This is a genomic window from Streptomyces sp. NPDC127068, from assembly GCF_042724695.1.
Lineage (GTDB): Bacteria > Actinomycetota > Actinomycetes > Streptomycetales > Streptomycetaceae > Streptomyces.
The window spans coordinates 67,166-89,669 of sequence record NZ_JBHXEN010000020.1; the positions used below are offsets into that span (position 1 = coordinate 67,166).

Sequence of the window (22,504 nt, forward strand, 5' to 3'; positions counted from 1 at the left end):
GCGGCGGGGCCTGTTCCCTGGCCGCCTCCCCCGCCGCCGGGGCGGCCGGGGCCCACACCCGGGCGCACGGGACGGCGGCGCACCTCGCGTTGCGGTCCCGCCCCGGTGGGACCGCAACCGCCCCGCTCGGAGAAAGGCAGCCCCATGCCGTTCGTCATCCTCCCCGACAGCCCCGCGGGCGCGGCCGTCGGAGAACGTCTGACCACCCCTCAGGGCCTCGGTGCGGACCAGCAGGTACTGGCCCACGCCTCGGGCCGGCCCTGGATCGTGGGGGAGTGGGACCCCGGCGACCTCGTCCGTGTCCAGGCCGGACCCCGTCAACTGGTCCTGCTCGGCTGCGCCACGTCGGACACCGGCCCCCTCAGGGGCGCGCTCCGCGGCTACGACGAGCCGTCCGACCTCGACCGCCTCGCCCGCACCCTGCCGGGAGCCGCGCACCTCGTGGCCTCGTTCGACGGACACGTCCGCGCCCAGGGCACGGTGTCGGCACTGCGGCAGATCCACCACACCACCTGGTGCGGGGTCAGCATCGCCGCCGACCGGCCGGACCTGCTGGCCCGGATCACCGGAACCGGGATCGCCCACGACCTGCTCGCCCGCCATCTGCTGGCCCCCGTGACCCCCTGGCCCCTGGGCGAGGCCCCGCTCTGGCAAGGAGTCTCCTGCCTCCCCGGTGACCACTACCTCCACCAACTCCCCGACGGCACCCACCGCACCCGCCGCTGGTGGTCCCCGCCGGAGCCCCACCTGTCCCTGGCCCGGGACGGCGCCGCACTGCTGCGAGTACGGATCGCCCAGGCGGTGTCGCTGCGCACCAGGGCCGGCGGCACCCTCAGCGCCGACCTCTCCGGAGGGCTCGACTCGACCAGTCTGTGCCTGCTCGTCGGGGACCGGGGCCCCGCCCGCCTGGTGACCAACCGGTGGGAGGCGATGGACCCGGCCAACGACGAGGACGACGGTCACTGGGCACGCGAAGCGACCCGTGCGCTCCCCGCCGCCGAGCACGTCCTCACCCCCCACGACTCCGTGCCCTCGTGGTACGAGGACGTCACCACGCCCGCGTACGAACCGGAAGGCCCCTTCCCGTCCGTCCGCACCCAAGCCCAACAACTCGCCCAGGTGCGGCTGATGGCCGAACGGGGATCGACCCGCCACCTCACCGGACACGGCGGTGACGAACTGTTCACCGCGCTCCCCGCCCATCTGCACGCCTTCGCCCGCACCGATCCGCTGGCCGCCCTCCCTCACATCCGGGCCACCGCCGCCATGCACCGCTGGCGGATGCTGCCCACGCTGGCCGCCCTGGGGAGGGCCCCCTCCTACGGCGACTGGCTCGCCGGACTCGCCGACACGGTCACCGCCTGGCCGCCGCGGCTGGGCCGCCCGGAGTTCGGCTGGGGCACCCCCGTCCGCATGGCGCCCTGGGCGACCCCGGACGCCGTCGAGGCGGTCCGCACGGCGCTACGGGAACCCGGGACGGAGCCACTGGCCCCGAACCGGGCCCAGCACATGACCCTGGAACTCGCCCGTGAATGCGGCCGGACCATCCGCCGACTCGACCAGCTCACCTCCCGGCACGGCGTCCCCTGGCACGCCCCGTTCCTCGACGACCGGGTCCTGGAAACGGTCCTGTCCCTCCGGATCGCCGACCGCGCCGACACCTCCCGCTACAAACCGCCGCTGGCCGCGGCGATGCGCACGGTGGTCCCCGACGGGCTGCTCACCCGGGCCTCCAAGGCCGAGTTCAGCCGAGAGGCGTACGCCGGCCTCACCCGGCACAAGCACGCCCTCGCCGCACTCTGCGACGACCTCCACCTCGCCCGACTCGGCCTCGTCGACGCCGAAGCCGTCCGGACCGCGATCCTCGGACTGCACCCCCGCTCCCTCACCTTCGTTCCCCTCGACCGGACGCTCGCCTGCGAGACCTGGCTGCGCTCGCTGCCCGCCCGCTCGCGGCTCGCCCCGGCACCCTGACCCGCAGGAGGCGCACGATGTCCCTGACCCTGGCCGCACGGGTGACCCGCACCCACGTCGAAAACGGCAACGCGGTCCTCCTCGACCGCGGCAACGGCCGCTACTTCCAGCTCAACCCGACCGGCGCCACCCTCCTCACGCTCCTGCTGGAGCACGACCGGGCCACCGCGGTCGACCTCCTGGCCCGGCGCCATCCGCAGGCCGCGACCCGGATCGCGGACGACGTGGACGCCTTCGTCGCCCTCCTCGTCGCCCGCCGCCTGGTGACAGCATGAGCATGTCGACCGGCTTGGAGCGCCCGGCACACCGCCCACCGCCGACCCACCGGGCAGCCGCCCGCTGCGCCGTGCTTGTCGCCGCCGTACTCGTCCGGCTCTCACCCCACCGGATCGACGCGGTGCTGCGGTTGCTGCGCCGGGGCAGCCGGCCCGCCACCCGGAACCGGGCCCGCGCCGCCCGCGACGCGGTCGTCCAGGTCAGCGTGCGCTGTGCGGGACAGGGCTGCCTGCAACGTTCCGTGGCGACCGTGCTGCTGTGCCGCCTCACCGGAGCCTGGCCCACCTGGTGCACGGGCGTGCGCACCGAACCGTTCCGTGCCCACGCCTGGGTCGAGGCCGAGGGCGCGCCGGTGGGGGAGCGGGACGACATCCGGCTGTTCCACGTGGTGCTGACCGTCCCGCACCGTGACCCGGTCTGACCTCCCCGCCGCCCCGGCCTCCGCCGACGACCGCCGGCAGCTCCCCTCCACTTGGACGGCTCCCATGACCGACCTCCGCACGCCGACAGACCCCCGCCCGCCGCGCTTCGGCCTGCTGTTCAGCAGTGCCCGGAGCACCGGACAGTCCGATGCGACGGTGTTCACCCGTACCCTCGCCCTCGCCGAGGAAGCCCAGTCCCTGGGCCTGGACGACCTGTGGGTCACCGAGCACCACTTCTCCCGGACGACCCTCGCCCCCTCCGCCCTCGCCCTGGCGGCCTTCCTCCTGGGGCGCTGCCCCCGCATCCGGGTCGGTACCGCGGTCACCCTGCTTCCGCTGCACCCACTGGTCCACGTCGCCGAACAGGCCGCGCTCCTCGACCAGCTCTCGGGAGGCCGCTTCACCCTCGGCGTCGGGCGCGGCGCACCCACCACCGCCTACGAGGTCTTCGCCCGTGACCGCGAGCGCCCCGACCTCGGGGACTGTCTCGACCAGATCCGTTCCGCCTGGCGGTCCGGGAGCCGCCCGGGGGGAACCGCCCACCCCGCTGACCGGGTCACCCCGGCGCCCCTGACCTCCGGCGGACCCCCGCTGTACGTGGCGGCGGGGTCACCGGGAACGATCGCCGTCGCCGGTGCCCGAGGCATGCCGCTCATGATGCTCTTCGACAAGACGCCCGAGGCCAAGGCCGAGATGGTCGCCCTGCACGCCCGGGCGGCGGCTGCGGCGGGCCGGGTCGCCCACGGTCACGACCACGCCTTCTCGCTGCTCGTCCACGTCACCGACTCGCCCCGCCGGGCCCGGGAGCTGATGCTCGACCGCGCCCGCCGTCTGCTCCGGGCCCGCCCCCCGTCGGGGGCCGACGGGGGGCCCGAGCGGAACGAGGAGGGGGTGCGGCGGATGGCCGAGCGGCTCCTCGCCCACCAGGCCGTGGGGGACGTGGACACCTGCACGCGCCGGTTGCTGGGACACCTCAGGACCAGTGGCTGCGGCCGGGTCCTGTGCCAGGTCGAGGCCGCCGACGACGACGCGGCGACCGTGCGCCGCCTGCGACGGCTCGCCACCGAAGTGCTTCCCCGGGTGCGCCGTGCGCTCGCCCGGGACGCGCAGGACGCGTCGCCGGTGCACGTGGCGCGGGCGGACGCACGGGCGGACGACGGGGACGCGGACGGCGCGGGGGCGGATCGCGCGGGGCACGGGTGCCCAGCCAGGGAGGTCAGCTAGGAGAGGTCACCCTCCGCCGTCGCCTGCTCGCGCTGCTTCTCCTTGATCCGGGCCGTCTCCTTGCGGACCTCGGCCTGGGTGGAGCGCTCCTTCTGGAGCCATTCGGGCTGTTCCTGCTTCAGGGCGTCGATCTGCTCGGTGGTGAGCGCCTCGCTGACGCCGCCGCGTGCCAGCCCGGAGATGGACACGCCCAGCTTCGCCGCGACCACCGGCCGCGGGTGGGGCCCGTCGCGCCGCAGGTCCCGCAGCCACTGCGGCGGATCGGCCTGGAGGGCGTTGAGCTCCGTACGGGAAACGGAACCCGCGCGGAACTCGGCGGGCGTGGCCTCAAGGTAGATGCCGAGCTTCTTCGCCGCGGTCGCGGGCTTCATGGCCTGGGGGGTCTGGTGCGACGTCATGGTGTCCAGGGTAACCAGCGGGCGAGGCGCCCCTGACCACGGCCGTTATCCTGGCCCGGTGACAGACTCGCAGGCCCCCTCCTCCTTCCGGCTCGCCTACGTGCCGGGAGTGATCCCCGCCAAGTGGGTGCGGGTCTGGACCGAACGGCTCCCCGACGTTCCGCTGACCCTGGTCCCGGTGTCCGCCGCCGACGCGCCGGCGCTGCTGCGGAACGGCGGTGCCGACGCGGGGCTCGTGCGGCTGCCCGTCGACGGGGAGGACCTCAGCGCGATCCCGCTCTACACCGAGACCACGGTGGTCGTGGTCCCCAAGGACCACGTGGTGACCGCGGTCGACGAGGTGTCCTGCGCCGACCTGGCCGATGAGCTCGTCCTGCACCCCCAGGACGACACGCTCGACTGGGAGCGGCTGCCGGGCCGCGCCGCGGAGGAACGTCCGGCCACCACCGCGGACGCCGTGGAACTGGTGGCGGCGGGTGTCGGCCTCCTGATCGTCCCGCAGTCGCTCGCCCGGCTCCACCACCGCAAGGACCTCACCTTCCGCCCGGTCCCGGACGCCCCCGAGTCGCGCGTGGCGCTGTCCTGGCCGAAGGAGGCCACGACCGACCTGGTGGAGGAGTTCATCGGGATCGTCCGCGGGCGCACCGTCAACAGTTGGCGGGGGCGCGGCGGCGCCGCGCGGACCCCGGAGGAGCCGTCCACCGGGGGAACGGCCCGCCGCGGTGCCGCGGCGGGGAAGCCCGCCGGCCGGGGCACCCGCACGGGCTCCGGCAGCAAGGGCGGCAAGGGGACCAAAGGCGGCGGTCGGGGCAGCCAGGGGGCCAAGGGCAGCCGGGGCGGCGGCAAGGGCGGCCGGCCCCGTCGACGGGGCTGACCGTCCACGGCTCCGCCCGCCCCCGACCGTGAAACGAAGGCGCCTACCGGGAACGGGAGATCGCTGATAGGTGTACCGCATGGCGAACACCCCAGCCGTCCCGTCCGACCGCGCCTTCGACGCCGTCCTGTGCGACCTCGACGGCGTGATCCGCTTCTTCGACCACTCCGTGGTGACGCGCTTGGAACGGGAAGCGGGACTCCCCGAGGGCACGACGGCGGCCGTCGGATTCGCACCGGAGCACGACGAGCCGCTGCTGCTCGGCCGGATCACCCGGGCGCAGTGGGCCGAGTCCATCGCCGGTGCGCTGGCCTCGCGGGTGCCCCGCCCCCGGGCCGAGGCCCTGGCCACCGCCTTCACCGAGGCCGACTTCTGGGCGGACGAGCAGGTGGTGGGAGTGCTGCGGCTCCTTCAGGGGCGGTGTCCCCTGGTCCTGGTGACCAATGCGACCGTCTGGCTCGACGGCGATCTGACGGCCATGGGGTTGACGGACCTCGCGACGTCCGTGGTGAACAGCAGCCTGGTGGGCATGGTGAAACCGGACCCGGGCATCTACCGGCTCGCCGCCGAGCGGGTGGGCGCTCGGCTGGACCGTTGCCTCTTCGTGGACGACCGGTCCGAGAACGTCGACGCCGCGATCGCCCTGGGCGCGACGGGAGTGCTCTACCGGGAGGTGGCCGACCTGGAGCAGGCGCTGGCCCCGTTGCTGCGCGACGCCCCCTCCCGCCCGTAGGCGAGTGCCTCCCGGCTGACGCACGGGAGCCCGTCAGTGGCTGCCGGTGGCCCTGAAGTTCTTGGGCACCAGCCACAGCACGAGTACGGTCACCACGGCGACGATCCCCGCCGAGACGTACGCGGTGGTGGTGAGCGCCTGGTCGAAGGCGCTCCGCGCCGTTTCCAGCAGCCGGCTGCCCACCGGACCGCCGAGTGCGGCGGCGGACTCCGCGGCGCCGCCGATCGACTCGCGCGCCGCCTCGGGCGCGGCCCCGGGCATCAGATCGGCGTAGAGCGCGCCGTGGATCGACCCCAACAGCGCGACCCCGAGGCCGACCCCCAGTTCGTAGGAGGTCTCCGAGACCGCGCCCGCCTGCCCGGCCCGCTCCGGGGGCACCGCGGAGACGAGCACGGAGGCGGAGGTGGTGATCGCCAGACCGTCGCCGAGGCCCAACGTCACCAGGAACACGGCGACGTAGACGTACGAGGTCGGTTCCGGGGAGAGCGCCAGCAGCAGGAACCCCGCGAGCATGCCGAGCAACCCGGCACCCATGACCGGCCGCACCCCCACCGCGTGCATCAGCCGGGGCGCGGCCAGCGATCCGACCAGGGTGGCCAGGGCCACCGGCAGGGTCCGCAGGCCCGCCTCGAACGGCGAGTAACCGTGGACGTACTGGAGCCACAGGGAGACGAGGAACAGTGCGGCACCGGCGGCCAGCATGGCCATGAGGGTGGCCAGCGCGGCGGCGGTGAACGGATGGCTGCGGAACAAGCGCACGTCCAACAAGGGGTCCGGTAGCCGGAGTTGGCGGAGCACGAAGACGGTGAGCACCAGTGCTCCGAGAATCAGGATCACCACCCCGGTGGCGGCCGGTCCGTTCTTGGCGACGTGTTTGATGCCCCAGGCCAGCGCCACGATGCCGACCACGGAGAGCACCGCACTGGCCCAGTCCAGCGCATGCGTGCCGGCCGCCTTGTACTCGGGCAGCAGCCAGATCCCGGCGGCCACGGTGACCACGACGACGGGGACGTTCACCCAGAAGGCGGCTGACCAGCCGTACTCCTCCACCAGGAGGCCGCCTACCAGCGGGCCGATCGCGGCGCCCGCGCCCGCCACGGCGGCCCAGAAGCCGATCGCCAGGGCCCGCTCGTGGGGGTCGGTGAAGATGTTGCGGATCAGGGACAGCGTCGAGGGCATCACCATCGCCCCGCCCACACCGAGCAGCACCCGGCCCGCGATGAGCTGGGTGGGGCTGTCGGAGGTGGCCGCCAGTACCGAGGCCACGCCGAACAGCACGAAACCCGCGAGGAACAGCCGCTTGCGTCCGAACCGGTCACCGATGGCACCGGTGGTGACGAGCAGACCGCCGAGCACCAGCCCGTAGACGTCGATGATCCACAGCTGTTGGAGGGCGGAGGGGCGCATGTCGTCGATCAGGGACGGCAGGGCCACGTTGAGGATGGTGGCGTCCATCGCCACCAGGAGCAGGCTGGCGCACAGCACCGCGAGCATCGCCCACCGGGTCGACCGGGAACGAACCGGCCCGCCGGCGTCAGCAGGATCACCGGGGTCAGTGGGGTCAGTAGGGTCAGCCACGGCACGTGCCATCCCTTCACGGCCCGGAAGCGTCCGGGTACGGACGTACCCGGACGCGACGGCGAACGTTCGAGACGGAACGCTCCGCTTCCTCCTGATATAGGTCGATCGGGATCACTGCGCAACGCGAGCCCCGTGGGGTGAGGCCGCTCAACCGCCGTCGCGGAGGTGCGGTCGCCACATGGCCACCGTGGTGAGCGGGCCGACGCCCAGGTGTCGCAGGGTGGTGAAACCGAAGCGGTGGTACAGCGACTCGTTCGCCGGATCGGCGGTGGTGAGGAAGACGCCGTCCGGCGCGGGGAGCGTGCTGAGGACGTGGTCGAGGAGGCGCCGGGCCGCCCCCCGGCCGCGATGGTCGGGCACCACCCCGATGAACTCCAGGGTCCACGCCCCGGCGGGCGTCTCCTCCTCGGTGACCTGGAGGTACTTGAGCGTGCGGCCGAGCGCTGCCGGTCCGCAGCGCAGCGCGGTGCGCGCCACCCAGGCGGTCCGCGCCCCGACGGAGGGCGCGGTGTGCGGGGCGGTGAGGACCGCCGCGGCCACCGGACGTCCCCGCTCGTCGACGAGGGCGAGCCGCCGGGCGCCGGGCAGCGTGGCGTGCGTGGCCAGCGTCGAGGCGAACCAGCGCTCCCGCACCGGTGTGGAGGTGCCGCAGATCCAGTGCGTCGCCGGTTCCCGGGCGAACGCAGCGGCCAGGACGGAGACGCAGTCGCCCACGGTGGCGGAGCCGTCGAGTTCCCGGCGCGCTCCCTCCTGCTCCTGGAAGGTGTCGCCCTCAGCCATCACGCCTCCGCAGCGGAGCCTCGGGCACCAAGTGGCACACCAGCAGCTTGAGGAAGAACAGCGGCGCGAACCACAGCAGCGCCGCGGGCACCGTGAGCCAGAAGACGTTGACGAGCACCGCCGCCATCCACGCCCCCATCGCCACCGGGCGTTTGAGGTGCACGGGGGCGAACTCGACGGCAGCGGCGCCGGCGAGGAGCAGCGCGGCGTTGCCCAGCATCCAGCCCGCGTCGCCCTCCAGGACCACCGTGCCCAGTACGGCCAGGTGCAGCAGATGGGCTCCGACGAACAGGAGCCGGGCCCGCCGGACGCCCGGTGCCTGGCGGTGGTACCAGCGCTTGGCGGCGTTGGTCGCGTTGGTGAGGACGCCTCCGACGAGGTCCAGCCCGGCGAGCGCCACGACGACGAGTTGGACGGTGGACCAGGACTCGCGGAGGCCGGAGGCGGCAGGGGACCAGAGGCCGGCCGCGAGCAGCACCGCGCAGAGCGCGCCCCCGCCGAGCTCCACGGCCGATTCCGAGCGGGACTTCCCCGGTCCCATGAACCGCTCCAGCCACCCCGCCGCGCCCTCGGGCGTGGGCGGGATGTGCCAGTCGGTGTCGAGGTCAGTGCGCACGTCCGCCCGCCTCCCGTCCCCACAGTCCCCGCAACAGGGTCCACACCTGTGCGCGGTCGGGTTCCCGGCCGGCCGCCAGCCCGGTGAGGGTCCACTCGTCAGCGGCCGAGAAGGTGGCGATGGTCAGGGTGACCAGCAGGTCCTGGTCGACGTCCGTGCGGATCACGTCGAGCCGTTGCCCGTCGGTGACCAGTGCGCCGAACCAGTCCCGCCAGGCCGTTCCCCCGTCCTGGGCGACCGCGGCCGGCGCGAGCGCCAGATCGTCGGGGTGCTCGACGAGGTGTCGGGAGAGCGTGTCCGCGTCCACCTCCAGTCGTGCCCAGAACGCCGGGGCGTCCGCGACGGGCGTCCAGGCGCCGAGGGCCCCGAGCAGACGTGCCAGCACGTCGTCGAGCACGGCCGTGAGCAGGTCCTCGCGGCCGTCGAAGTAGTGGTAGGCGGCGGTCTTCGAGATGCCCGCCGCTTCGATGATCCGGTTGTACGAGGCGTTCTGCGGCCCGTGCTCCGCGAAGTGCCGGCGTGCGACGGCGAGGATCGCGGCCCGCTGTTCCGGGGGTAGGCGGTGGAACCTGGGAAGGGGTGGAGTCATGAGATCAACAGTACACACCATGGGGGTGTACTGCCAGTACACCCCCATGGTCTTTCGAGGTGGACGGACCCCGGGACCGCTGTCGTGCCCTCCTCCGCCGGGCTGCCGCGCACCGAGGGCTCCGTGCGACCGCGGGCGGGCGCCCCGCCCACCGGGCCGCGCCCGTGCACCCTGCAACGGCACGTTAGGGACGTCGACGCCTGGGTAGCACCCCACAACCCGGCGGGGACACGACCGGCGTCCCGCACCGAGGGACCCGGGGACAGGGGGACGACAGTGGCCATGGGCACGCCTGGAAAACGCGGAGACGGCGGGGGCGACGAGGACAGCGGGGGGCGACCGGGGGCCGCCGAGCCCGCCCGGGAGGGTGCGAACAGGGCAGGGGATCTCGCGACCAGAACGGCGGCGGCGGAGCGACTGGGGCAACAGGGCGAGACCGCCCGCGCGGTGCACGAGTTCGGTGCAGTCCTCGCGGAGTGGTTACGAACCGGAGACCCCCTCCACAAGGACCCGGTGAAGATCCGTCTGCGCCTGGTGCACTGGCTGGTGGCGCACCAGGAACACGACCGGGCCAGGGCACTCCTGGAGGAACTGCTCTCGCTCCAGATCCGGGCGAAGGGCGAGACCAGCGGTGAAGCGCTCGCCACCCGCGGCAGGATCGCCGACCTCCTCGTCCACACCGGTGACTCCACCCGGGCCGTGACCGAGCTGCGCGCGATGCTCACCGCCCACCTCGACACGGTGGGCCCGGACCATCCACGGACCCTCGCCACCCGACGCAGACTGGCGCACGCCCTGCACGACATCAGTGCGCTCGTCGAGGCGGCGGCGCAACTGGACGAACTGAGCCGGGCGTACGGCCGCGCCGGCAACCGCGAGAAGGAAGCCGCCCTGCGCGCCCGCGCGGAGCGCGTCGCGGCCGAGGCGTCCGGCGGCGTCACGCCGCCGGCGCCGGAGGACGGCGCCCCCGCCCCCGACGACCTGGTGGCCGCGCTCGCCGCGCTCGCCCCCGACGACCCGCAAGCGGACGACCTGTTACGGCGGTCCGCCGACGCGACCGGGGCCGCACCCCCCGTCGTCCGCGCCCTGGACGACCTGGTCGCCCGCTGGAGCGCCGTGCTCCCGGTCCACACCCCGCTCCTCGTCACCGCCCGGCTCGCACGCGCCGAGGTCAAGGGCCAGTTGGGGCAGCGGTCCACCGCCGCGGAGGAAATCGCCGACCTCGCCGACGTACTGCGGCAGCACCCCGAGGTCGCACCGACGCGGCTCGCGGCGGTCCGTCGCCGTCTCGCCCACTGGCAGGAAGCGGCCGGAGACCACCGCGGCGCGTCCGCGACCATCGAAGCCGCCCTCGAAGCCCAACTCCGGACGTCCGACCCGGCACACCGCAAGGTGCTGTCCCTCCGGGCCCGGCTGGCCACGGTCCGGACCGCGAGCGGGGACCACGTCGGCGCCGTCGTCGAGTACCGCATCCTCATCGCCGCCGCCACGGCCGCCCACGGCCCGACCTCCCGCATCGCCCTCGACTTCCGGACACGGCTGGCGACCGCGCTCACGGCGGTGGGGGACTCCGCGGGGGCGCTCACCGTACTGCGGCAGGTCCTGGAACACCGGACCGCGCTGCGCGGCCCGGACAGCAGCGAGGTCGCTGCGGCCCGCCGCAACCTGGCCGTCGCCCTCGTCGCGGCCGGTCGGCGCCCCGAGGCGGTGACCCTGCTGGCCGACACCGCCACCGAGTACGAACAGCGACTCGGCCCCGCGCATCCGCACTCCCTCGCGGCCCGACAGCAGTTGGCCGTCGTCCGGCACGACGGGGGAGACCTCCCGGGCGCCCTGGCCGACCTCACCCTGGTCGTGGCGCGCAGACAGCAGGTCCAGGGCGGTGCACACGCCCAGACCCGGACCGCCGAACGGCTGCTGACCGAGTGGACGGCGACGGCCGGGGGCGCGGCCCGGGCGAGGACGCAGGGGAGGCCCCGTGGATGACCTCAGAGACCCCGGTGACGCCGGACTGCGTGAACTCCTCACCGAGGGGGTCGCCCGGAAACTCAACGAGTACTGGGCCGAACGGGGCGCCACCGTCCGGGCCCGCGCGGAACGCTGGGACCGGTCCGGCTTCAGCGGGGCGGTCCTCGTCCAGATCGTCGTCACCCACCGGGACGGCCGCGACGAACGGCTCGTCGTCAAACTCCTGCCGTCCCCCCGGCAGGCCACCGAGGCCCAGCGGCACGACGAGGCCCGACGGTCCGTCCCGGAGGAGTTCGCCGCCGCACACCTCGTTCCGCAGCCCTACCCGTCCCTCGACGTCGGGGACGGCAACTGCCTGATGTTCCAGGGGTTCCCCGCCAGCACGGACGAGGTCGTGCCGCTCGGCGAGGTCGACCCCGCCTTCCTCCCCGACACCTGTGGGGAACTGGTCCGCCTGCTCCTCGGCGGCTGGAACCCGACGCCGGGGTCGCTGAGGTTGCGCTCCACCACCGTCGGCGCCTACCTGGCCGAGGAGTTGGCCGAACTCCTGCCCCTGGCGGTGCGGGAACACCAATGGCCGGACGGGGTGGGAACGTTCGCCCACACCGGCCCCTGGGTACGGGAGCACGACGGCAACACCATCCTCCCCAACCCCTGCCGCCTCATCGAGCAGGGCAGCGAACCGGGCGCACGGGGCCTGGACTTCCCGGCCGGACGCTCACACGGAGACCTCCACCTGGGCAACGCCCTGGTCGCCGTGCGCGGTGGCCGCCCGCTCGCCGGTCAGCAGTGGCTCATCGACCTGGCCGACTACCGGGAGGAAGCCCCGCTGGGCCGTGACATCGCCGCCCTGGTGCTGTCCGTGGCACTGCCCAGGGCGGCCCGGATCGACCCCACCTCGGGCGAGGCCGACGAACTGATCCGGCTCGTCGTGGACCCACTGGGCGAGCCCGCCACGAGCGTCGGCCGCGGCATCGACACCACGATCCGCGCGATCACCGAGGAGTGCCGCACCCTCCTGCGCGGCCGGGTCGACCTCTGGACCGGCTCCTACCTGTGGTCGATCGTCGCCCGGGCACTCGTGCACACCTCCTTCACCTCCCTGGGCCCCGCCCGGTGGTGGTTCGCCCGGCTGGCCGCGCACGCCGCCGGCGCCGCCCTGGCACGCCACCCGGAGCCGAGCACCCCCGGTGACCTCGTCCAGGAGGTCACCCCGTCCGCACGGGCGACGGCACCCGTCCGCCCACGACTCCTGCACCGGCACGCCGAGGTCGTGGCAGCCGTGCGGGGCCGCATGCTCCTGGAAGACGAACTGCCCTGGCTCTCGACGGGCAAGCTGCCCGGCCCGCAGGACCTCGTCCCTCCGCACACGACCACCGGGCTGCCCACCGGCGTGCTCCTCATCGGAGCCGGCGGCACCGGCAAGACCCGATGGTGCCTGGAGGCCGCCGCCCGCGCCGAGGACAACGGCGTGCCTGCGTTCTACCTGGGCGGCGCGGACGGAGGCATCCCCGCCCAGGCGGCCCTGTCCACCGGACACCTGGTCGACGAACTGACCGACCGGGTCACCCGGGCCTGCGCCGCCACCGGGGCTTCCACGGCCCTGCTGGTCATCGACGGCATCGACCGGTTCCCCAGCCTCGACCTCGTCGGACTCCGCGACCTCCTCAACGAACGGGCGTACGGCGGACTCCGGGTGACCCTCCTCGCCGCCACCCGCCCGGGCGGCATCGTGTACCAGGCCAACCGCCGGGGCATCGACGTGCTCTTCCCGCGGCAGCACCGCATGCCCTCCGAACCGGCCTTCCGCAGCCGCTTGCTGCGGCACGTGCTGAACGGGGCCGTCGACCCCACCACCCGCCAGCGCTACGGAGGCACCTCCGCACTGCGCGCCAGGCTCCACGACTCCCTCGGCGACCCGCTGCCGCCCGCCGTCCCCCTCGTCTGGGCCCCGCTGCTCACCGCCGCGCGCTCCGCGGACGAGGTGCCGGACTCCCTGTTCGACGCCCTCGGCGCCCATCTGTCGGGCCGCCCCGGCGACCCGGTGGCGTCGCTGGCCGCCGTGCTGCCCGCGGGCGCGGCCCTCGCCGCCGCGCCCCTGGCCCGCGACCGTCTCACCGCGGTGGTGGCCACCGCCCTCACCGCGACCGCCAGGGGTCTGGGCACCGCCGCCCCCACCAGCGCCTCCGCCCTGGTCTCCGCCCTGCTCGACTGCGGCCTGCTGCACCAACAGAACTCGGCGGAGGGCCAGGAGTTCCTGGTCACCCCGCACCGCACGGCCGCCGACCAACTCCTCACGCAGATGGCCCGCACCGGGCCGGGCGGCCCCGGCCTGGGCATGGCGTTGGACGCCGCGGCGGCGGACCCGGTCGCCGTCGCCCACACGGCCTGGTCCATCAGCGTGTCGCACGCCACCGCCGACGAAACGACCCGTGGGCACATGGTGGAGCAGTGCACCGGGTGGATGGACGAACACGCCGCTGCCCTCGGACACCTGCTCGCCGCGTCGACCCTGGCCGCCGCGGGCGCCCTGGAGGTCCTGCTGTACGTGCGGCCCTGGCACCGCATCACCAAGGTCTACTGGACCCAGCTCGCCCAACCGTGGTTCGCCCGCGAACAGTCGACCCCGGCCGACCCGCTGCTCCTGGCCCGCGGCCTCTACCAGGACCGCAACGAACTCCGGGAGACCCTGGTCGACACCGCCCTGGGCTGGCTGGAGCAGCACGCCGGTGAACCCGCCGCCGAACAGGTCCTGCGCTGGCTGCTCCGCCGGCACCGGGAGATGCGGGGCCCGCTCCGGGACCAGGGCCTGAGACATGCGGACACCTTCCTGGCAGCCCACCCCGACCTGCGCCCCAACCACGTGCTCGCCGCCGCCCTGGTCCAGACGTCGGCGGACCCGGAGCGCACCCAGCCCCTGGCCGATCGCGCACTGGAGGAGACCGAGGCGGCGCCCGGAGCGGTGAGCAACGCGCCCGTGCTGGCGGCCGTCCTGTCCCGACGCGACATCGACGAGCGCACGTTCGAGCGGGCCGTCGAACTCGGTGCCGACCACCTCGCCCGGCACCCCCTGGAGCCCACCTCCAACGAGGTCCTCAAGTGGCTGCTCAGCCGGCGTGACGTTCCCCCCGACGTGCACCGCCAAGCGGCAGGCACCGCCCGCCGGTGGCTCCTGGCGAACGGCGACAACCCCCAGGCTTCACACGTCCTGTCCGGTGTGTTCCTCGACCGGCGCGGCCGGACCGACGATCAAGTGCAGGCCGCACGGCTGGCCGTGAGCTGGTTGGAGGAGCACTACGCCCGGCGTTCGGCGATCTGGGTCCTCACCGACCTGGTGGCGGAAGCGGGCGAGCTGATACCCGACGACTGCGGGAACCGGCTGGCCGCGGCGGCCCAGCGGTGGCTGCGTTCCTGGCCCGACGAGGCGGTCACCCCCGCGACCATCAGCCGGACCCTGGACCTGGTCCGCAAGCGGAGCCGGCGACCCGCCCGGGTCGTTTGGCCGGGGCCGAACGGCGAGCCGCCGACCGCCGGGGAACGCCCGGCGTCCCGGGAACGGTCGCCGGAGGCGGTCGGGCTGGCCAGCGCCATGGGCACCTGGCTCAAGGACCACGGCTCCACCTATCCGGCGTTCGCCGTGCTCGGGTCCCTGCTGGCCCTGCCCGACGGCGCGCCGCGCACCTCCCCCTCGGTGGTCCGACGGGCCCTGGATTGGCTGGACCTGCACCGGGCGAGCCCCAACGCCACCGTGGTGCTCCAGCCGTTGCTCAGCCATGCCGACCTCCGCAGGGACGAACGGTCCGCGACCTGCGAGTACACCCTGGCCTGGCTCGACGCCAACGCGACCCACCCGACCGGCATCCACGTGACCCAACGCCTCCTCACCACCTTCAAACGCCTGCCGCCCGACGGCGAGCAGCTGAGGCGGGGCATCGGCCATGCACTGAAGCAACTGGAGCACCTGGCGAGGACGCCGAAGATCCCCCCTGCGTCCCGCAACCTCCACGTGCGCCTCCTACGGGCCTGCCTGACCCTCGAACTGGACGCGGAACAACGGGAAGAACTCCTCGCACACGGCTGGAGCCTCTACGCGCACGGGGACCTCGACGTCAGCAAGCCCCTGATGCTCCAGTCCTTCCTGTCGCTGCGCCGGTCCGCCGCCCCGGACCAACGGACGGCGGTGGAGAAGTCCCTGGAATGGCTGGGCGCCCACGGCGACGCGCCCTCCGCGGTCTACGTCCTCAAGGGCTGGGCGGCCCGCAAGGACCTCGTCACCACGGACGACGAGCACGCCGGGTTCGCCGCCGCCGTCCGCGGCTGGCTCGGGGAGCACCCGAGCAACCAGTACACCGGCGGACTCGTCCGCCTCCTGCTGGACCGGACCGACCTGGACGGGGACACCCTCGGGGCTGCCGTCGCCGCCGGGGCCGCCTGGGTCCGTGCCGAACCCCCACCGCCCGTGGAGGAGACCGCGGCCCTGCTCCAGGAGTTGCTGCCCCGGCTGGAGGGGGCCGAGGGCCATGCGGCCGTGGTGGCCCGTGCGTTCACCCTGCTGAACGGGGCGCTGCCCTGGCAACGCGAGACCCAGGTCGTGGAAGGGCTGCTGCGCTGCCCGGCCCTGGACGCCGCCCGGATCCCCACGGTGATCGACCAGGCGTTGATCACCGTGGGGGACTTTGCGGGGGAGCAGACGGTGGGACGGTTGCTCCAGCGCCTCGCGGAGCGCCCGGACCTCACCGAGCAGCAGGTGAAGGTGGTGATGGATCACGCCCGGACGTGGTGGGACCGGCACCACGCGGTGCCCTCGGCCCCCTACCTCGCGCAGGCGATGTTCGCCCGACCGGAGCACCTCACCGGTCTGCTGGGACACCGCACCTGGCAGCAACGCATGACCGACGACCTGGTGGCCTGGTTGGCCCTCAACGAGCAGCGCGGTTCGCTCCCGTGCGCGGTACGCCTGCTGGCGGGCCGGCCCCTGTCGGTCTGGCAGGTCGAAGAGACCGTACGGCGCGGCAGCGCTTGGCTGGCCACCCACGGCGCACACCGGTCGGCGCAGGACGTGACGGAGGTGGTGGACGCCCTGGGAGGCCGGGGCGAGGGCACCGAACCCGAGGGGGACTCCGCGCGCCCCCGGCCCTGAGGCGCACGGGGGCACGACGCGCGGCCCCGGCTCGTCACTCCTCGGCGCCTCCGGCGGCGGCCCGGCGCCGCAGGTCGGCGAGGTCGGCGGCGAAGTCGGCACGGTCGGCTTCCAGGAACCGCCGGAAGAACCAGTTGGGCACCCGCGCCTGACCGAGCCGGGTGTGCAGCAGGACGTCCTGGACCTGTCGCGCCCACGCCAGCAGCGCGGGCAGCTCGGCCGCCGGCGCCCCCGCCGCGGCATGGCGTTCCACCTGCTCGCGCAGGAGGGCGTAGGCGTGCTCCCGCGCGGTGACCGTGTCGCGCTGCGACCGGTAGACGTCGACTCCGAGCAGCAGCAGTCCGAGCGAGGGGACGAACCAGTCGGTGAGCACCGAAGTGATGCTCATGTCCCTGACGATGCCGACGCCCACTCCGCCGGCACACCAGAGCACGAGCACCCAGGCCACCACGGTCGCGTACCGCCGGCGGATGCGGGAGCCCCAACCCAGGTTCTGCAGTTGGCAGGCGAACACGTCCCACGGGGACGGCAGGTCACCGATCTCGTAGTAGTCGCGCAGCCGGTCGTCGGAGCCGCGGAAGCTCCGTGACAAGCGGCTGATCTCCTGGGCGGAGGGCGGTGCGCCGGCCACGAGCGGGTTCCACGGCAGTCCGAACATCTCGGTGTCGAAGAGCTCCTGGAGCACGGCCGCCCGGTGGAACTCGTTCCCGGCCCACTGGCTGGCCCACGCCGCGTAGAGGAGCGCCCACACCAGACCGGCGAGGGACACCGTGGTGCCGGCCGCCGGGACGGCCAGGGTGACCAGGGCACCCGCGGCCAGCAGGAACGACACAGTGCGGTGCCACGCCTCGATCCGTTGGGCCCGCCGGTGCGAGACGTCCGCGGCCCGCAGGAGGCGTAACGCCCCGGACTCGTTCTGACGCCGGCCGATGCCGCTCGACGCGGAAGAACCCACACTGCCCCCTGGCCTCGTCGAGGGCGGTGCTCCGCCGCTCCGGGTCGAATGGCTACCCACCCTGACCGAGGGGAAGCCGCGCGGGGCGCACCGCGTGACGGCGCCGGGCGAACCGCCGTGGCTACGGGGCCGGAAGGACCGTCCAGGAGGGTTCGCGGCATGCCGGGAGCGGCGCCGGACAGTGCCCGGGGCGGTCGGGCTCGGTCAGACGGGAGCGGATCATCGTGGTACCTCCGACGGGGCGGGCGAGGGTGGGCGAACCGGGCGCGGCGAACCGCTCCGGGATGCCGCCCCCCATAGACGGCACCCCGGGGCACGCCGACTCCACCGCGGCGGGTGCTGGGGTCACCCCGTGCGACGGCGGATCCGGCTCGGTCGTCCCGCGCGTGGCGACGCTGCCGCCACGACGGTGGAGCGGGCGCACGGCACCCCTGCGGTGCCCACCCGGGTCGGCGGCCAGCGCAGGCTGTGGTCGGTGCCGCCCGATCTCCGGGGTGTGAACAAGTGCGCATCTCCACGCGGTTGCTGCGGGACGGAACGCCGCCCGGAAGCCAACGCGCCCGGTTTCCCGGACGATTCGCTTCCACTGCCGGGGATATTGCTATGCGCCGACGCAAGGTGTCAACGATAGTTTTCGGCTAGGAAACGATCGTTGAGGGGCCTGGGGCGGCGCGGTACCGTGTCGTGTGCGCACGACACCCCTATCGATCCCGATCCCTGGGAGTACCTCGGTGGAACCAGTCCCGTCGCTCTCCGCGACGCTTGAGCGCCTGGAAGCGCTCATCGCAGCGCGGGGGTTGAAGAGGCCGGAACTCCTCGACGTCGCGGAACTGGCGGCCAGGACGGCACTGGCCGAGTCCGAGGTCCGTGTCCTCCTCGACGGCGGCAGTCCGCCGGCGGACACGGTCAACGACCGGGTCCGCACCCGGATCAGGACCCTGGCCGAGATCAACCTGCGGCGCACCGGGAGGAAGATGTCGGAACTCGTCGCGGAGATCTCCAGGCGCCTCGGCGTCTCCGAGTACTGGGCACGCCAGGTGTGCGACGGCAGGAAGGTGCCCAGCGTCGAATTCCTGCACGGCCTGGTGGAGTTCTTCGGGGTCGACGGGGGAGAGGCGTTCTTCACCGCTCAGGCCGACGAGGCGCTGAACCGGGTCCTGCAACCCCTCCTGCGCACCCTGGAGGATCCCGCGGCGGACCCCGTGCAGGCACTGATGGACCGGTACGGAGTGAAGTCCACGGACCTGCGGACGTACGGGTTCATGACCCGCGAGCAGCTGGAACGGCTCTTGGAAGGGGTCCTGAGGTCGGTGCTGCCCGAAGAACCGGAAGGAATCGACCGAGGCGGCACGGTCCGATGAGCACCAGGGCGATGAAGGCCCTCCTCGTCGCGTTGGGCAAGGAAGCGGCGAAGACGGTACGGCGACCGGCCGACCCGGAAACGGTGATGCACGAGTTCTGCCGCGCCATGAGCGTCCGCCGGGGCAAGCCGGTGCAACTCGTCTTCCGCGCCTTCCCCTCCGACATCCCGGTGTCCGGCATGCGCCTGGACTGCGGTGAACGCTCCCTCGTCGTCGTCGACGAGGGCACCGTGCCCGAGGCGCAACTCGTCATCCTCGGGCACGAACTGTGGCACGAGGAACAGGGCGACCACGGCCACGGTCACGGCCTGCCCGCCGCGGGCCGTACGCTCGGCACCGGACACGACCTGTCACGAGCCGTCCAGCGGGCCGCCGAAGAGGTGCTCGCCGCCGAGGAAGTCCCCCGCGAGGCGCTGCACGTGGTGGCGGCCCGCTCCGACTCGACCGATGAACACGAGGTCGACGCGGAGACGTTCGGCCTGCTCTTCGGCCGTGAGGTCCGCACCTGGATGACGGGCCGCCACGCGGAGGGTCCCGTCACCATGACGACGGTCGAAGGCCGGATCAACCGCTCGCTCATCAACCGCCGGGGACGCATTCTGTGACGGTCCCCGCCTTCCACATCCCCTACCTCCTGCCCACCGCCCTGCTGCTCATCGCGGTGGCCCTGAAGTTCCCCACCTTCGTGCGCGCCTGGCGGGACCCCGACATCCGGGCCACCACCCTGCTCCTCGCCCTGGCCTCCGTGGTCTACGTCATCATCACCCCGGTCAACATCCACCGGCTCAACGAGTTCACCGGCATCCCGAACATCGCCTCGCCCAGCGCCTATTCGTTCCTGACGGCGTCCTGCGCCACCAGCCTCACCATGATCACGCGATGGCGGGAGGAAGCGAGCGAGAGCCGGCAACGCAGAATGCGCCGCATCCATCTCATCTACGCCGGAATCACGGTCGCCCTCTGGGTGACCTTCCTCCTCGCCCACGCCCCCGCGGAACGCATCTACGACCTGGACACCTACTACGCCAGCACCCCGTGGATGCGCGAACACATCCTCCTCTACCTCGCCGCCCACACGGCGTCCTGCTTCGTCGCCTCCTCCATGCTGTGGAAGTGGTCGCCCGCAGTCACCAACCGCTGGCTGAAATCGGGCGTCGTCCTCCTCCAACTCGGCTTCGCCTCCGGCCTGGTGTACGACGTGATCAAGCTCTGTGCCATCGTCGCGCGCTGGTGCGGCACGGACTGGGACCATCTGAGCACCCGGGTCGCGCCGCCCTTCGCACTGCTCCAGGGAGTCCTGACGGCCATCGGATTCATCGTCCCCCAGATCGGACCCTTCCTGCTCCGGCGGGCCCGCGACCGGCGCGACCACCGGGGCCTGCTCCCCCTGTGGCGGGCGCTGCGGACCGCCACTCCCTCCGCGGCGACCGCCCGCCTCGGCCGCTGGGCACCCCTGGACCTCCGGCTGCTCCAGCGGGAGCAGCAGATCCACGACGCACTGCGGCTGCTCGCCCCCCACATCGACCGCGAACTCCACCGCCTCGCCCATCAACTGGCCCGCTCCGACCACGACGAGGACCGGGCGATCGGCCTCGCCGGCGCGGTGGCCGTCACCGTCGCCATCGAACGGCACCGTGCGGGCCACCGCTGCCCCACGGACCCCGTGCAGGTCAACGCGGACGTCAGCAACCACATCCACGACATCTCCCGAGCCATGCACCACCCCCGAGCCATCGACACCCTCCGCCGACGGGTGTCCCGCAGAGAAGGCGTGAACACCCATGCGTGACAGAGCAACGGCCCGCCGCCCCACGGCCCTCGTGATCGGGGCCAGCGCGACGGGCCTGTTCGCGGCCACCGCACTGGCCGAGTTCGCCGACGTGACGGTCGTGGAACGCGATGTGCTCCCGGACGGCCCCGAGCCCCGCCGCGGAGTCCCCCAGGCGCGCCACGCGCACGTGGTGTGGAGCGGCGGCGTCAAGGCGTTCAACCGCCTGCTGCCCGGCCTCGTCGACGACATCGTCGCCCACGGCGGCCGACTCCCGCGCATCATGGGCGACATGGTCTCCCGCGCCCCGAACGAGATATGGTTCCGGCGCTTCACGGCCACCCCCCACCGCAATCTGGTGTGCTCCCGGGACCTCCTCGACTGGGCCCTGCGGACACGGGTCCTCGCCGACCCCAGGGTGACGCTCCACCAGCACACCACCGTCCTCGGCCTGACCGGTGACCGCACCCGTGTCACGGGCCTGCGCGTGCGCAGCGCGGACCAGGAACAGGTGCTGACCGCCGACCTCGTCGTCGACGGCTCCGGCCGTGGCTCCCACGCCCCCGCATGGCTGGAGGCCCTGGGGCTGCCCACGGTCACCGAGCGCCGGGTCAACGCCGGAGTCACCTACGCCACCCGGCTCTACCGAGCCCCCGGCACCACCGCGGGCATCGCCTTCCCCCTCGTCAACGTGCAGGCCAATCCCGCCAAGGCACCCGGCCGGGGCGGCATCATCCTGCCCATCGAGGGCGGTCGCTGGATCGTCACCCTCGCCGGCACCCGGGGCGGTGAACCCACCGGCGACCCCGCCGGCTTCGTGGACTTCGCGCTCGGCCTCGACGACCCGGTCATCGGCGAACTGCTCAGGGAAGCGACCCCGCTGGGCGACGTGGACACCACCAGGGCCACCGCCAACCGCCGCCGCTACTTCGAGAAGATGAACCCCTGGCCCGACGGCTTCACCGTGCTGGGCGACGCCATCGCCGGATTCAACCCCGTCTACGGCCACGGCCTCACCGTCGCCGCGCAGAGCGCCCTCGCCGTGCGCGACACGCTCGCCAGCACGCCGCTCACCGCCCCCGGCACCGCCCGCCGACTCCAGCGCGCCGTGGTCCGCCCCGTCTCCGCCGCCTGGGACCTCGCCGTCGGGCAGGACGCCTTCTACCCGGGTGCCGCCGAAACGCCCCCCACCCCCCTCGAACGGTGCCTCGCCCGCTTCGTGGACCGGGCCGTCGCCACCGGGGCCCGCAGCCCGCGCGCCCTCGGCGCCCTGCTCGACGTGATGAGCCTGGAGCGACCGGCGACCCGCCTCCTCTCGCCCGACATGCTCATCCCCATGCTGCTCGGCCCCAAGACCCCGCACTTGCCCGGCCCCCCACTGGCGGACGCCGAACGCGACGCCGCCCTCCCCTAACACCGGACCCGCAGCGGATGTCGGCTGGCGGGCGGGGACCGGTCCACGGTAGGAAGGCGCATGCTGAGAATCGGATCCACGGTGTTGGGCGTCTCGAACGTGCCGCGTGCCGCAGCCTTCTGGACGCAAGCCCTCGGGTACGTCCCCCGGGAGGAGATGACGGACGACTGGGTGGTGCTGGTCCCCACGGACGGGAACGGTCCCCAGCTGTCCCTGGGCCGCAGCCGCACCCCGGTGCAGAGCCACCCCCGGGTGCACCTGGACCTGTACGCGCAGGACGCGGCCGACCAGGCGGCGGAGGTCGACCGGCTGCTGTCCCTCGGCGCCCACCGGGTGGACTGGGACGCGTACCCGCCCGACCCCGACTTCGTGGTGCTCGCGGACCCGGACGGCAACCGCTTCTGCGTCATCGACACCAGCCGCGACTGACC

The 22,504-nt window shown here is 73.6% G+C and carries 19 protein-coding genes; 13 read left to right on the plus strand and 6 right to left on the minus strand.

Going from position 1 to position 22,504, the window contains the following annotated elements; genetic code table 11:
• Positions 1-144 precede the first annotated feature (144 nt).
• The 4 genes from ACFWIA_RS15070 (at position 145) to ACFWIA_RS15085 (ending at position 3,896) form a co-directional block, all read left to right on the plus strand.
• Complete coding sequence (locus tag ACFWIA_RS15070) at positions 145-1,974, plus strand: asparagine synthase-related protein (RefSeq protein ID WP_387004313.1); 1,830 nt, start codon at positions 145-147, stop codon at positions 1,972-1,974.
• A gap of 17 nt (positions 1,975-1,991) precedes the next feature.
• Positions 1,992-2,249: a PqqD family peptide modification chaperone gene (locus tag ACFWIA_RS15075; RefSeq protein WP_387004316.1), complete on the plus strand. Its 258-nt coding sequence runs from the start codon at positions 1,992-1,994 to the stop codon at positions 2,247-2,249.
• Positions 2,246-2,671 (plus strand): lasso peptide biosynthesis B2 protein, encoded by a 426-nt coding sequence (locus tag ACFWIA_RS15080; RefSeq protein ID WP_387004319.1) that lies wholly within the window; start codon positions 2,246-2,248, stop codon positions 2,669-2,671. Before ACFWIA_RS15075 ends, ACFWIA_RS15080 begins: the two co-directional genes overlap by 4 nt.
• Positions 2,672-2,735: 64 nt before the next feature.
• The gene (locus ACFWIA_RS15085; RefSeq protein WP_387004322.1) at positions 2,736-3,896 is read left to right on the plus strand and encodes an LLM class flavin-dependent oxidoreductase; all 1,161 of its coding nucleotides are present in this window, start codon (positions 2,736-2,738) and stop codon (positions 3,894-3,896) included.
• Here the strand turns inward: ACFWIA_RS15085 and ACFWIA_RS15090 are convergent.
• Complete coding sequence (locus ACFWIA_RS15090) at positions 3,893-4,294, minus strand: DUF5997 family protein (RefSeq protein ID WP_387004325.1); 402 nt, start codon at positions 4,292-4,294, stop codon at positions 3,893-3,895. The two genes, ACFWIA_RS15085 and ACFWIA_RS15090, sit on opposite strands and share 4 nt — an antisense overlap.
• A 58-nt stretch (positions 4,295-4,352) precedes the next feature.
• Here ACFWIA_RS15090 and ACFWIA_RS15095 point away from each other — a divergent pair, with 58 nt between their 5' ends.
• Entirely contained in the window at positions 4,353-5,168 is an 816-nt protein-coding gene (locus ACFWIA_RS15095) for a LysR substrate-binding domain-containing protein (protein WP_387004328.1), read from the plus strand.
• Between the two features lie 79 nt (positions 5,169-5,247).
• Positions 5,248-5,901 carry an HAD family hydrolase gene (locus ACFWIA_RS15100; protein ID WP_387004331.1) on the plus strand — a complete coding sequence of 218 codons (654 nt, stop codon included), beginning with the start codon at positions 5,248-5,250 and terminating at the stop codon, positions 5,899-5,901.
• A 33-nt stretch (positions 5,902-5,934) separates the two neighbouring features.
• On the opposite strand, the gene ACFWIA_RS15105 is transcribed toward ACFWIA_RS15100, so the two are convergent.
• From ACFWIA_RS15105 to ACFWIA_RS15120, 4 genes are all read right to left on the minus strand, one after another.
• The gene (locus tag ACFWIA_RS15105) at positions 5,935-7,395 is read right to left on the minus strand and encodes an MFS transporter (protein ID WP_387004446.1); all 1,461 of its coding nucleotides are present in this window, start codon (positions 7,393-7,395) and stop codon (positions 5,935-5,937) included.
• 234 nt (positions 7,396-7,629) lie between these two features.
• The gene (locus tag ACFWIA_RS15110) at positions 7,630-8,262 is read right to left on the minus strand and encodes a GNAT family N-acetyltransferase (RefSeq protein WP_387004334.1); all 633 of its coding nucleotides are present in this window, start codon (positions 8,260-8,262) and stop codon (positions 7,630-7,632) included.
• On the minus strand, positions 8,255-8,878 hold the full coding sequence (locus ACFWIA_RS15115) for a hypothetical protein (RefSeq protein ID WP_387004337.1): 624 nt from the start codon (positions 8,876-8,878) through the stop codon (positions 8,255-8,257). Before ACFWIA_RS15115 ends, ACFWIA_RS15110 begins: the two co-directional genes overlap by 8 nt.
• Entirely contained in the window at positions 8,868-9,467 is a 600-nt protein-coding gene (locus ACFWIA_RS15120; protein WP_387004340.1) for a TetR/AcrR family transcriptional regulator, read from the minus strand. The genes ACFWIA_RS15115 and ACFWIA_RS15120 overlap by 11 nt, the downstream gene beginning before the upstream one ends.
• 513 nt (positions 9,468-9,980) lie before the next feature.
• Here ACFWIA_RS15120 and ACFWIA_RS15125 point away from each other — a divergent pair.
• Entirely contained in the window at positions 9,981-11,453 is a 1,473-nt protein-coding gene (locus ACFWIA_RS15125; RefSeq protein ID WP_387004343.1) for a tetratricopeptide repeat protein, read from the plus strand.
• Positions 11,446-16,575, plus strand: a complete 5,130-nt coding sequence (locus ACFWIA_RS15130) for a hypothetical protein (protein WP_387004345.1) — start codon at positions 11,446-11,448, stop codon at positions 16,573-16,575. The genes ACFWIA_RS15125 and ACFWIA_RS15130 overlap by 8 nt, the downstream gene beginning before the upstream one ends.
• 34 nt (positions 16,576-16,609) lie before the next feature.
• On the opposite strand, the gene ACFWIA_RS15135 is transcribed toward ACFWIA_RS15130, so the two are convergent.
• Positions 16,610-17,530 (minus strand): S-4TM family putative pore-forming effector, encoded by a 921-nt coding sequence (locus tag ACFWIA_RS15135; protein WP_387004348.1) that lies wholly within the window; start codon positions 17,528-17,530, stop codon positions 16,610-16,612.
• Positions 17,531-18,261: 731 nt separating this feature from the next.
• Between ACFWIA_RS15135 and ACFWIA_RS15140 the strand changes: the two genes are divergently transcribed.
• The 5 genes from ACFWIA_RS15140 to ACFWIA_RS15160 are packed head-to-tail and all read left to right on the plus strand — an operon-like array spanning position 18,262 to position 22,502.
• Complete coding sequence (locus ACFWIA_RS15140; RefSeq protein WP_387004351.1) at positions 18,262-18,891, plus strand: hypothetical protein; 630 nt, start codon at positions 18,262-18,264, stop codon at positions 18,889-18,891.
• On the plus strand, positions 18,888-19,496 hold the full coding sequence (locus ACFWIA_RS15145) for a toxin (protein ID WP_387004354.1): 609 nt from the start codon (positions 18,888-18,890) through the stop codon (positions 19,494-19,496). Before ACFWIA_RS15140 ends, ACFWIA_RS15145 begins: the two co-directional genes overlap by 4 nt.
• Positions 19,493-20,680 carry an MAB_1171c family putative transporter gene (locus ACFWIA_RS15150; RefSeq protein ID WP_387004357.1) on the plus strand — a complete coding sequence of 396 codons (1,188 nt, stop codon included), beginning with the start codon at positions 19,493-19,495 and terminating at the stop codon, positions 20,678-20,680. The genes ACFWIA_RS15145 and ACFWIA_RS15150 overlap by 4 nt, the downstream gene beginning before the upstream one ends.
• Entirely contained in the window at positions 20,673-22,073 is a 1,401-nt protein-coding gene (locus tag ACFWIA_RS15155) for an FAD-dependent oxidoreductase (protein WP_387004359.1), read from the plus strand. Before ACFWIA_RS15150 ends, ACFWIA_RS15155 begins: the two co-directional genes overlap by 8 nt.
• Positions 22,074-22,133: 60 nt before the next feature.
• Positions 22,134-22,502 (plus strand): VOC family protein, encoded by a 369-nt coding sequence (locus ACFWIA_RS15160; protein WP_387004362.1) that lies wholly within the window; start codon positions 22,134-22,136, stop codon positions 22,500-22,502.
• Positions 22,503-22,504 lie beyond the last annotated feature (2 nt).